The organism is Ruoffia sp. FAM 24228 (assembly GCF_045528575.1).
GTDB lineage: Bacteria > Bacillota > Bacilli > Lactobacillales > Aerococcaceae > Ruoffia > Ruoffia halotolerans.
In genome coordinates this window covers 1-11,310 of record NZ_JBGQQZ010000076.1, presented here as the reverse complement: position 1 = coordinate 11,310, position 11,310 = coordinate 1, and the positions used below count along the sequence as shown (strand labels likewise).

The following is an 11,310-nucleotide window of genomic DNA, read 5'->3' as shown; positions in this document are numbered from 1 at the left end:
TAGATTCTCCTTTGATTGGTTTTGGTCGACTTAATTATAAGGGAATCTACTGACCTTTTTCTATTGATATACAAAAAAACGTACCAGTGAGTTTTTAGAACTCACCAACACGATTAATTATAGAACCGTTATTTATAAGACTTACACGCTCTTTACGTGTGTCGTTGACCTATTATATTTAATACAGCACTTCAAAATTGATTGTTCGTAGAACATTCAATTGGTACATAAGCCTCCTTGACTAACCGAATATTCGTTCTTATAATGATTAAAGGAGTTCTTAGGGAGGAGGTATATGATGTTAGATTTAAAAAAATTAGATCAAAGTAGTGTTCAGTTTGATTATTTTAGTGAAAGCTTCAGCCGATTTGAAGCTGATTACTATCGTTATTCAAATATGAATATCCCCTTATCATTTTTGACCGACGACATCCTATTTGCTATGAGTGAATCTCAAGTTAATTACTTTCGCCTCCCATCTTTTAAAGCGAAGGATAATCGCGATCATTTTTTTATTTTTAAAGTGCGTATGCAGCCAGATAATCATTAAGTTAGAACGTATGAGTATATCCGTCATGTGTTTGCTTTAAAGTAATGGATACACTATTACTCTATATTATAGATTATTATTAATGCCTAAAAAAAAGACAATCCTAACAAATGGATTATACCTTTTAAAATTTTCTTTATACCGGGTCATAAAAATTCATCCTCTCGTAGATAAGTTTAATTTATTCTTGTCTCTACGAAAAGCTGTCTAAGATTTGATACTAACACCAATAACTCTTATTCATAATTCTTGTTCAAATACTCTTGAATGCTATTACGTATTTCATCATGCTTTATAGGGTTATAAGAGGTTTCTTTATTGTGCCAGTTGGAACTATCGTATAGCCATACAGGCATTTTTTTCCGTTCTTCACTTTCCCATTCATAACGTGGAAAAACATGGGCATGCAGAAAATTATCAGTATTTCCTAAAATGTCATAATTAACTCTAATAGGTGTACAACTATGAATAATAGCATCACCTAGAATACTCATGTCGGAAAGAAACTGTTCACGTTCCTCTAATGTTAAGACATTCAAAGAGTTAACTTCCTTTTTGGGTAATAGCACACAGTAGCCAGGTAAAAATTGAACATCTCCAAAAACAGCATAGCCACCTTTTAATTCTTTTATCAACATTGGATTAGTCCCATTTATTGCAGATAAAATTCGATTCTCGTTCATTCCATGTAAATCACTCCTTTTTGAATTGGATAATTTTTAGTATAGCAAATTATCTAATCACTCAGCTTATTACCTGATGTGTTTATAATTTTTCTTTTATTACGCGTCAAAGTGCTCTTACTGATGCCAGTCATTTATTCTACCTCTTTATAGGAATGATTATTCAATAGATTCATGGCCAGATTAATTTGTTGCTGATTGAATTTTTTTGGGCGCCCTTCCCGGAAGTCGGGTTTCTGTTTGGCCAGTTCTTTACCTTCCTGCGTACGCTCTACAATCAGATCCCGTTCAAAATCCGCAAAAGCACTGAAAATCGTGAAGATCAATCTTCCCGTGGACGTAATTTCAATAATCCCCAGATTCAACACATTGATCCGCACGCCCTTCTCAAATAAGAGCTTGATCGTGTTCAATGCATCTTGCGTGCTGCGAGCGAAGCGGTCCAGCTTTGTCACAACCAATGTATCCCCTGTCTCAATTTCCTGAAGGAGTTTTTGAAATTCAGGGCGATCACTTTTTGTTCCGGTGATTTTCTCGAAGTAGACCCGGTCGCAGCGTTCCTCCTCAAGTTGACGCAGCTGCCCTTCCAGATCTTGCTGGCGGGTACTCACCCGTGCGTAACCATATTTCATCTTTTTTTACCCCCCTTTTTGAACATAAGTTATGACACCTTTATTTCCCTTGATTTTACTGGACCTCGGAAGCATAGTCAATACTCTTAAGTTATGAAACTTGCATAATAAAAAAGTAAGCCGACTTTTTCAATCGGCTTTTATCTATACATCATTTAACTAAAGCTCCTGAGATACTAATTGCTCAAATTTATCTGCTAATTTTTTTTCAGTGTCTTCTTCAAAAAAGTTTTTGTGCTCAAGTAAAATATTTCTTAATAGATTATCCAGAACTTTAGACATCTCAGCTAATTCATCTTCATTATTATTTAGAGGATCTCCATGTACAATTCTAGAACGAACATTATAAGCTTTTTTTATCTTTTTATACAATTCATCTCTTTCAATAATTGTATTTTTAACTAGAGAAGCAGCTCTTTCCGCCACATTATGAGTGATCTTGTTTCGAGAAATTGAAAATAAACACTCTAAAGCGTTAATATAGAATACTATTTTTAAGGATAGTATTCCTTGAGAACGGGCAGCAATAGTAAAAAAGAAAGCTCTTATATATCTATTTGAACCTTCGCTTTCATAAAAAACTTCAGGAGTAGGGTATTTTGATTCAATTAATTCTCTTTTATTATCATTATTTTCTTCTGAATCTGGATCAAACAGGTTTTCCTCCATTGTAGAAACAGCTCTATTTAATTCTTCGTCTGAAAAAGTACTAATAACGTCTCTAAAATTATCTGCTGTAGAATTAATTGCAGAAACAGAAGCTTTATACGTGCCTACATCTCTAAAGTTATTTTCGTATACAATCAAAAATCCATCTCTAACGTATATATTATTGTCTTTTACTGTCCATAGGTAGTGTGTGAGGTATTGAATTTTTCTTAGCAGAGAAAAAGAAAATCCCAACCCTATAGTATTCATTTCCTCAAAACTAATAATGTTCTCCAATTCTCCGTCTATATAGACGTAAGTAGTGTTATCTGCTAAAAATTCATTAGCCGAATGAAATCCTATACGCTCATTAGTCTCTGGATTTTGAAGTATCTTCTTAAATTCTCCACTGCTATTTGTAATTCTTGCACGGTATTCATCTAAATTAATTCTTTTTCCTTTGGTCTTTATATTATCTAATTTCATATTATGCAAAACCGCATAGAATCTAAATTTCATAAAAACTCCTCCCGTAAATTGTCGTTTTTTTAGATCCTTTCTTATTTTTATTTGAAAAGCTTTCACTACTCCCATTATACTCAATTATCTTATCGATAATCGCAAAAAAAAGGATATAAATTTATTAAAATTATTAAATTCCTATTTTATAGTAAAAATTACTCGAGTAAATTTAAATAATTTTCCCTGCCTATTCTCCTTTCAAGTTAATCGACACATGTAGTATGCAAAAGTTTTAGATATATCTAGACTTCTATCTCTGTAATTTTTGGGTACACCCATAATCGACTATCTAAAGAGAATAGTTTTGAGTCAAAAAAGGACCACTTTTTCACATCAAAAGCGGTCCTTTTTTCCTGTCTTATAAACGATTGTTTTTGATACTAACTGATTTATAAAAATATGCCTCTAAAGTTTCCAAAACTTCAGAGGCATATGAAAACGAGAATTAGTTAATATTTGAAACAGGTTATTAATTTTTGATAGGCTTAGAATTAGACCTTAACAATCGAAGCCCATTCAGAATAACAACCAATGTACTTCCTTCATGAATAATGACACTGATTGCAATATCCGTTAAGCCTAAGAAACTAACGACAACTAAAAAGGCAACAACGGCCATTGAAAAAATAACATTCTGCCAAATGACACGATTCATTTTCGTAGATATATTATGAGATTGTACCAATTTGGATAAATCGTTTTGCATTAAAACTAAATCCGATACCTCTACTGCCACATCGGTCCCATCTCCCATAGCGATTCCCACATCTGCGTTTACGAGAGCGGGGGCATCATTCACTCCGTCTCCAACCATGGTAACTACACCGTATTTTTCTTTTTGTTCGTCTATAATTCTGGATTTGTCTTCCGGCATGACATTCGCAATCACTTCATCTATTCCTAATTGTTTAGCGACTGCTTTACCCGTCATTTCTGAGTCACCAGTAATTAATGTGGTGTGTATGCCTTGTTCTCTGAAATAATCAATGGTTTCTTTTGCATGCTCACTCGGAACATCCATGAGGGCAATAAGACCTATAACAGCCTCATCTACTGCTACGTATACGACCGTCTTACCTTCTGACGACCATTCATTATTTAAACGACTATATTCATCTGAAACATCGTCAAACGAAGTCGGTTTTCCTATACGATAATTTCTCCCTTTGTAATCTCCTGTCAATCCTTTGCCGATCTGGTTTTCTACTTCGATAGTTAGTTTATTTTTTTGCTCAAACTTTCTTAGAATAGCATCTGCTAAAGGGTGATTGGATTCTTTTTCAAGAGCTACTACGATATCAATCATGTTTTCTTCGTTCACGGAATCAGCAAAATAGTAATTGGTTACTTCAGGTTTTCCTTTAGTCAAGGTTCCTGTCTTGTCAAATGCAATGGCTTGAGTATCGGCTAATTGAGACAGGTAAGAACTACCTTTTGAAAGGACGCCTTTTTTGGCCAAGTTAGAAGTCGTCGATAAAGTTACCGATACAGTAGCCGCTGCTAAAGCACAGGGTGAAGCTGCCACTAAAAGGACCAATCCTCTATAGATACTTTGTGACCATGTCCAGTCTAGGAGAAAAGGAGCCAATAACATGAATAACGGAATGGCAATTAAAACAACTGTAACGTATTTCGGTTCAAATTTTTGGATTATACTCGCAGCTTTTGTTTGGTTGTCTTGGTTCTGGTTTACTAACTGTAAAATTTTTGAAAATACTGTATCTTTATTTTCTTTAGTGACTTCCATTGTGAAAGTACCTGTTCCATTGATTGTACTTCCGAAAACGTCGTCTCCTTTGGACTTCTCTTTTGGGATACTTTCTCCATTAATAGACGACTCATCAATGGACGTAGAGCCTGACAAAATGACGCCATCAATGGGGACTTGATCGCCATTCAATACTTGAAGTTGATCTCCCACTTTTAATTCACTGACGTCAACATTTTTTGTACTGCCATCAGGCTGGATTAACCGGGCAGTCGTTGGATTCATTTCGAGTAATTTCGTGATTTCTCGTTTACTTCTTCCTTCTGCATAATCTTCCAAAAAATGTGCACCAGAAAAAATAAGAATCAATAATGTACCTTCCCAAAAATTCCCCATTAAAGAAGCGCCAATGGCCGCTAATCCCATCAAAATGTGAGAGTTGGGCATGAACTTTTTTTGAACTTTGGAGTTCTCGATTGTTTCTCCAAGGCCTTCAAGAATAATGACATGATATCCTGCACTGATTGTAGCGATTGAGAATAAAATATTTCGCATTAACTGATAATCTTCATTCAAAAATAAAGCGATCACCGCTAAGGCTAAACCAATAAAGTATAAAACGATTGGCATTTTTCCGTGTTCATGGTCATGGTCGTGGTTGTGATTATGTTTTTCTTGAGATTGTTGTTCTTCGATAGTTTCCATTTTTATCACCTTCCTATATAATTCCTTTGATTTCCATTCATTTACTTATTAAATCACACAAACTCCCACTAAAAGAAGAGAAGTATTCATGTAATTTCCATTGTCTCTGACTCCTTTCAGTTGTCCCATATGTAAATCGTAATCTTTACGTTTTACATATGAATAACAAATCATATGTCTATGCGTTCATTTTATAGTGCTCTATAAGTTTTGTCAAGAAAAAGCAGTCTCAACTCCTTTCTCATAAACTAACAAACGCCCTTATAAACAAAATACTAGCTTTGTTTCGCACATATGGTATTATATATATGAGCACCGAGTCATATGAGAGGAATAAAAACACTATGGATATAAAAACAACTTCTCCAATCGATAAAGAATCTATTCAGTCAATAAGCAAACTATTTAAGGTGATTAGTGATCCTACACGATTGTCGATTCTCTTTCTTTTACAGCAAAAAGAGTGTAGTGTTGGAAATATCGCCATTTCTCTGGACATGGAACAGTCCGCTATTTCTCATCAATTAAAAACGTTGAAAGACGCACGCTTAGTGAAATCAAGAAGAGAAGGAAAAAGTATGCTTTACAGTTTAGATGACCTTCATGTTTTTAGTATTCTCGAACAAGTCTTAACTCATGTTAATGAATTAGAAAAATAAAACCAATTAGCATATAGCATACAAAATTAGGAGGTTTTTAAAATGTCAAAATTAGATAAAGACCATAATCACTCGAATCAGAATCAACCGAAAAAAAATATTAAAATAGCTTTCTTCATAAATTTTATTTTTTCCATAAGTGAATTCTTCTTTGGGTCTATTTTTAATAGTGTGTCCATTATGTCCGACGCAGTTCATGATTTAGGGGACTCTATTTCGATTGGATTCGCTTGGTTTTTTCAAGGTTACTCAGAGAAGAAACAAGATGAACGGTTCACTTTTGGATATAACCGATTTTCTTTATTGGGCGCGCTGATAACTGGCGTTGTGCTAATTAGTGGCTCGTTCTTTATGATCTATCGTAGTGTGCCACGTTTGATTGACCCACAACCCGTAAATTATAGTGGCATGTTCTGGCTTTCTCTCGTAGCTATTGCATTGAATGGATATGCTGCTTGGATTTTAAGCAAAGGCACATCCAAAAATGAGGGTATGTTGAACCTCCATATGCTGGAAGACGTATTAGGCTGGATTGGAGTCTTGATTGTGAGTATTCTAATGAACTTTACCGAGGCATATCGACTGGATCCTATCTTATCGATTTTGATTGCACTCTATATCCTCTACAAAACCGTCCCTGAATTTTTCACCACAATGAAAATTTTATTGAATGGTTCGCCTGAAAATGTAAACGTAGAAAAGCTTGCTAATTCAATCAACAGTATTCCTGCTGTAAAGGACCTTTCTCATTTTCACATTTGGTCACTGGACGGGGAAGAAAATGCCCTTATCGTCACGGTTCTTATAGACCCTTCAGATATAGACAAGGTTAGGGAAATAAAAGAAGAAATTGCAGAAGTCGCACATAAATCAGACGTAGAGAATCATATCACAATAGAAATGGCTACAAGCAAAGAAGAGCTTGAGAAGGGATACTCCCACAACATGTAAGATAGTCCTATGCTAAAAAATACTTCATTATTTGAAAAGCAAAAAAGGCAGCGACTAATCAAATCGCTGCCTTTTCTTGTTTGACTTGCGACAAAACACCGGATTCATTTTCATCTGCTACCTCAAAGCTCAACGTTTCTGCAATATAGTCAACATTGCTGTTGACGACACCGTCAATCTTAGAAACGCCTCTTTCCACTTTGGCGGCACAACTTCCGCAGTCAATTCCTTTTAATAGTCATTCATATTGGTTCTTATTTTCAATCATCTCTTTTTACCTTTCTTAATTGTGATTTTTACAAACCTAGTAGTGTTTGAATCGTCCCGTTCTCTATCAGGATAAACAAACCTAAGCCAATAAATACAATAGGCACGATAATTCGTTCATACTTCTCCAGTGTTTCGGAAACAAAAGAAATTTTTGCCAATCGATAGCTGATATAGCAAAGAATTGCAATGGAGATAGCAAATACAACGATAACAAGGATAATTTCAGAAACAGATAGAGCGGTAAAGTAAGGAATATAAATCCCTAAATTATCTCCACCGGAAGCGATCGTAATTAAAGCAACAGCCCAAAACAAACGGTTGGACCCTCTGGACTCTAACTTCTCCACGACTTCCTCTTCTTCTGCTTCTTCTTCGCCTCCCATAGCAACTCGGACACCTAAATAAATGGGAATAAGTCCCAGAAGTCCGATAATCCAATCTTGGGGGATAAAATTCAGCACATAAGCAGCAAATAAACTAACGGCTACTAAAATGCCGGTTCCAAGATATTGACCGAAATAAATCTGACGAAGTCCTTTTTGTGTATAGGCTTGCGAGAAAATAATCAGTAAGATAAATAAATAATCGATGCTGGTCGAAATATACACAGCGATCGCTGAAAAAATAGTTTGTAACAAAATGATTTCCTCCAAACTAAGACGTCAAAGATAAGCTGTTTGGCATGTCTAAAACTAGACGAATAGTCGAAAGAATTTCTTCATTCGCTAACGAGTAGTAGACTTCTTTTCCGTCTTTGCGTGATTTCGCCACGCCTTGCTTTTTTAAATAGCGTAAATGGTGTGACGTTGTAGCAATACTAGCGTCTAAGATTTCCGCTAAATCACAGACACACATTTCTTTGAAGGTTTCTAAAGCATAGAAAATTTTAATCCTTGAAGGATCGCTAAAACATTTTCCTAGCACAAGCAAATTCGACAAGTCTTTATTTTCTAGTTTGTTTTTCACCACATCCACTTTTTCAGGATGTATGATTGTTGTTTGGCAAACTTCAGTCACTTGATTCACCTCTCATTCAAACGTTCATTTGATTGTATCGTTAATAGTCAAATGCTTATTTGATTGTTTCGCCATTCGATTTCTTTACGGTATTAAAATCTTTAAATATATTTAAGGGATTTTAAGAGAAAACTACTAGGGTAGAGTATTTTAAAATCATAAATATCTCTTGACCATGTACTATGGTACATGGTGTATAATAAATAGAGGTGAAAAGAATGAAGTATCTGATTAGTGAATTTGCTGAAAAGAGTGGCGTTAATAAAGAAACAATACGATATTATGAAGGTAAAAAATTATTGGAAGAACCAATACGTACAGATTCAGGATATCGCTTGTATTCTGATGCGGATATTAAACGAGTGAAATTTATTAAGCAAATGCAAAATCTTGGTTTTTCTTTAAACGAAATTTATAAATTGCTAGGCGTTGTTGATCAAGACAGTGTTCGTTGTCAAAATATGTTTGATTTTGTTTCTCAAAAGCAAATAGAAGTGCAAAAACAAATTGCTGATTTAAAACAAATTGAAAGCATGTTAGGCGATTTAAAGGGACGTTGTCCTAACGAGAAAGAAATGTATGCTTGTCCGATCATTGAAACACTAATTTATGATGAATGAAGGAGCTTTTGTATGAAGAAGTATAAAGTAAGCATTCAAGGTATGACTTGTGCCAGCTGTGAAAACCATGTAACAATGGCGCTTGAAAACATAGGTGCAAAAGATATAAAAACAAACTACCGGCAAGGGGAAACAGAATTCAATTTAAGTGAATCTGTCGAAATTAATAGCATCGAAAAAGCGATTGAACAATCCAATTATCAGATAGAAAAGATCGAAAAAATAGCTTCTCAGTCTAATTTAATACTTAAAAATGAAAAGGAATACGATTATGACTTTCTGATTATAGGCTCTGGAAGTGCTGCTTTTTCAGCAGCTATTCAAGCAACAAAATATGGTGCAAAAGTGGGTATGGTCGAACGACACACAATTGGCGGAACTTGTGTAAATGTTGGCTGTGTTCCGTCTAAAACGCTTCTTAGGGCAGGAACGATCAATCATTTAGCTAAAAAGAATCCATTCCATGGGTTAAATACAATGGCTGGAGAAGTCGATTTAAAATCATTGGTGAAACAAAAAGATGAATTGGTAAGTGGAATGCGCCAAGAAAAATATATCGATTTAATCGACGAATACGGTTTTGATTTAATCGAAGGCGAAGCAAAATTTGTGGGGAGTGATGTCGTTGAGGTCAATGGAGAAGAATTAAAAGCAAAACGCTTCCTGATCGCCACGGGCGCAACTTCTTTTATTCCTGAAATTCCCGGCATTGAAAAGATAGATTATTTAACGAGTACAACTTTATTAGAGCTAGATGAAGTACCAGAAAGATTAACCGTTATTGGTTCGGGTTATATTGGACTAGAACTCGGTCAATTGTTCCACAACTTAGGTTCTAAAGTCACACTCATACAAAGAAGCGAACGACTATTAAAAGATTATGATTTAGAAGTTTCAGAAACAGTCGAAAAAGCACTTCATGAACAAGGCATCCAGGTTATTACTGGGATTAATTATGAATGGGTTGAGCAAGATGGAGACATAAAAAAGTTGACAGTCACAAAAAATGGTAGGCAAAAAACTTTTGAATCGGATCAATTATTAATTGCGACAGGTAGAAAACCGAATACTGAAGCCTTAAATTTAGATGTTGCTGGTGTAAAAATAGGGATAAATAATGAAATCATGATGAATGATTTTGGTCAGACAAGCAATCAACACATTTACTCAGCAGGAGATGTTACATTAGGTCCTCAATTTGTCTATGTAGCCGCGCATGAAGGTAAGATTGTAGCGGACAATGCAGTCGGGGGCTTAAATAGGAAAATTGATTTGTCTGTTGTTCCTGGTGTTATTTTTACAAATCCTGGAGTAGGTACTGTTGGCTTAACAGAAGAACAAGCAAATGATAAGGGAATAGATGTTAAAACGTCAATCTTAGATTTAGATAATGTACCAAGGGCCCTAGTTAATCATGATGCAACTGGGTTAATCAAGCTTGTTATCAACGCTCAAAATCAACAAATAATAGGCGTTCATATTGTTGCTGAAAATGCAGGCGAAGTCATTTATGCAGGAACTTTAGCTGTTAAATTTGGCTTAACAGTCGAGGATTTAACAGACACAATGGCGCCCTATTTAACGATGGCAGAAGGACTGAAACTTGCAGCACTTGGCTATAATAACGATGTTTCAAAATTATCTTGTTGTGCAGGATAATATACAGAAAAGGGAGGCAGTTCCATTTGAGGATCTGCCGTCCTTTTTAGATAATCTGCGATTAAAAGATACATTTTTCAATAAATAATGGATTAACCAATTTTTAAATGAATTTTCATACGAGAATATTGACTATTTCAATAATCACGCATTTAAAATTTACTAAGAAAAAGTAAATATTTGTTACTTTGGAGTTTCCGAGCAATTAAAAACTACTATTTCTTATAAGTAAACTTTCAATAACAAACATAGAAAAAAGACTATTTTCCCCAGAAATAGTCTTTTTTATTTTATTAGTGCAAAGCACCTCTTAAATTTAATGCAAAATAAAATTACAATTTACATCTAAACTGGCCAAGTCTATTCTAGAAAATGATAACTTACTTACATTTTACGATTTCCCTTTATCAATCCGTAGGAGCTTGTATTCCACTAATTTGATTGAATCCTTTAATAAACAAATTAAAAAGTATAGTCGACGTAAAGAGCAATTTCAGAATGAAGAATCTATGGATCGCTTTTTGGTTTCCCGTTTTGATACGTACAATCAGAAGTTTTTGACACGGATTCACCGCGGCTTCCAACAAGCTGAAGCAGAGCTAGAAAAAATGTTTGAAAGATTAACAAATTAATAAATCGATTTTATAGAAGGAGTACTTCATTTACACATAATTATTGACACTCCC

The 11,310-nt window shown here is 34.8% G+C and carries 12 protein-coding genes and 1 pseudogene; 6 read left to right on the top strand and 7 right to left on the bottom strand.

The window, feature by feature from the left end; genetic code table 11:
- Positions 1–298: 298 nt before the first annotated feature.
- Positions 299–550 (top strand): DUF5960 family protein, encoded by a 252-nt coding sequence (locus ACEN33_RS10875; protein ID WP_407095094.1) that lies wholly within the window; start codon positions 299–301, stop codon positions 548–550.
- Positions 551–786: 236 nt separating this feature from the next.
- Here the strand turns inward: ACEN33_RS10875 and ACEN33_RS10870 are convergent, their stop codons facing one another.
- From ACEN33_RS10870 to ACEN33_RS10855, 4 genes are all read right to left on the bottom strand, one after another.
- The gene (locus tag ACEN33_RS10870; protein ID WP_407095092.1) at positions 787–1,233 is read right to left on the bottom strand and encodes an HIT family protein; all 447 of its coding nucleotides are present in this window, start codon (positions 1,231–1,233) and stop codon (positions 787–789) included.
- Positions 1,234–1,367: 134 nt separating this feature from the next.
- The gene (locus ACEN33_RS10865) at positions 1,368–1,865 is read right to left on the bottom strand and encodes a recombinase family protein (protein ID WP_407095091.1); all 498 of its coding nucleotides are present in this window, start codon (positions 1,863–1,865) and stop codon (positions 1,368–1,370) included.
- Positions 1,866–2,024: 159 nt separating this feature from the next.
- Positions 2,025–3,032, bottom strand: a complete 1,008-nt coding sequence (locus ACEN33_RS10860) for a hypothetical protein (protein WP_407095090.1) — start codon at positions 3,030–3,032, stop codon at positions 2,025–2,027.
- Between the two features lie 472 nt (positions 3,033–3,504).
- The gene (locus tag ACEN33_RS10855; RefSeq protein WP_312650673.1) at positions 3,505–5,448 is read right to left on the bottom strand and encodes a heavy metal translocating P-type ATPase; all 1,944 of its coding nucleotides are present in this window, start codon (positions 5,446–5,448) and stop codon (positions 3,505–3,507) included.
- Positions 5,449–5,792: 344 nt separating this feature from the next.
- On the opposite strand from ACEN33_RS10855, the gene ACEN33_RS10850 reads away from it, so the two are divergent.
- Entirely contained in the window at positions 5,793–6,107 is a 315-nt protein-coding gene (locus tag ACEN33_RS10850) for a helix-turn-helix transcriptional regulator (RefSeq protein WP_197102991.1), read from the top strand.
- Positions 6,108–6,149: 42 nt separating this feature from the next.
- Positions 6,150–7,058: a cation diffusion facilitator family transporter gene (locus ACEN33_RS10845; protein WP_407095089.1), complete on the top strand. Its 909-nt coding sequence runs from the start codon at positions 6,150–6,152 to the stop codon at positions 7,056–7,058.
- A gap of 58 nt (positions 7,059–7,116) precedes the next feature.
- Here the strand turns inward: ACEN33_RS10845 and ACEN33_RS10840 are convergent, their stop codons facing one another.
- From ACEN33_RS10840 to ACEN33_RS10830, 3 genes are all read right to left on the bottom strand, one after another.
- Positions 7,117–7,284 (bottom strand): cation transporter, encoded by a 168-nt coding sequence (locus ACEN33_RS10840; protein WP_407095093.1) that lies wholly within the window; start codon positions 7,282–7,284, stop codon positions 7,117–7,119.
- A gap of 70 nt (positions 7,285–7,354) precedes the next feature.
- Positions 7,355–7,966, bottom strand: a complete 612-nt coding sequence (locus ACEN33_RS10835; protein WP_407095088.1) for a CadD family cadmium resistance transporter — start codon at positions 7,964–7,966, stop codon at positions 7,355–7,357.
- Between the two features lie 16 nt (positions 7,967–7,982).
- On the bottom strand, positions 7,983–8,345 hold the full coding sequence (locus ACEN33_RS10830; RefSeq protein ID WP_197102996.1) for a metalloregulator ArsR/SmtB family transcription factor: 363 nt from the start codon (positions 8,343–8,345) through the stop codon (positions 7,983–7,985).
- Between the two features lie 218 nt (positions 8,346–8,563).
- Between ACEN33_RS10830 and merR the strand changes: the two genes are divergently transcribed.
- From merR to ACEN33_RS10815, 3 genes and pseudogenes are all read left to right on the top strand, one after another.
- Entirely contained in the window at positions 8,564–8,965 is a 402-nt protein-coding gene (merR, locus tag ACEN33_RS10825) for an Hg(II)-responsive transcriptional regulator (protein WP_407095087.1), read from the top strand.
- A 12-nt stretch (positions 8,966–8,977) separates the two neighbouring features.
- Positions 8,978–10,624, top strand: a complete 1,647-nt coding sequence (merA, locus tag ACEN33_RS10820; RefSeq protein ID WP_407095086.1) for a mercury(II) reductase — start codon at positions 8,978–8,980, stop codon at positions 10,622–10,624.
- Between the two features lie 347 nt (positions 10,625–10,971).
- Positions 10,972–11,256 (top strand): annotated as a pseudogene (locus tag ACEN33_RS10815) (transposase); the annotation flags it as partial.
- Between the last annotated feature and the right edge of the window lie 54 nt (positions 11,257–11,310).

Coding starts and splice junctions, on each gene's coding strand:
- ACEN33_RS10865 (WP_407095091.1), bottom strand. CDS start 1,865: ATGAAATATGGTTACGCACGGGTGAGTACCCGCCAGCAAGATCTGGAA.
- ACEN33_RS10860 (WP_407095090.1), bottom strand. CDS start 3,032: ATGAAATTTAGATTCTATGCGGTTTTGCATAATATGAAATTAGATAAT.
- ACEN33_RS10875 (WP_407095094.1), top strand. CDS start 299: ATGTTAGATTTAAAAAAATTAGATCAAAGTAGTGTTCAGTTTGATTAT.
- ACEN33_RS10850 (WP_197102991.1), top strand. CDS start 5,793: ATGGATATAAAAACAACTTCTCCAATCGATAAAGAATCTATTCAGTCA.
- ACEN33_RS10870 (WP_407095092.1), bottom strand. CDS start 1,233: ATGAACGAGAATCGAATTTTATCTGCAATAAATGGGACTAATCCAATG.
- merR (WP_407095087.1), top strand. CDS start 8,564: ATGAAGTATCTGATTAGTGAATTTGCTGAAAAGAGTGGCGTTAATAAA.
- ACEN33_RS10845 (WP_407095089.1), top strand. CDS start 6,150: ATGTCAAAATTAGATAAAGACCATAATCACTCGAATCAGAATCAACCG.
- merA (WP_407095086.1), top strand. CDS start 8,978: ATGAAGAAGTATAAAGTAAGCATTCAAGGTATGACTTGTGCCAGCTGT.
- ACEN33_RS10855 (WP_312650673.1), bottom strand. CDS start 5,448: ATGGAAACTATCGAAGAACAACAATCTCAAGAAAAACATAATCACAAC.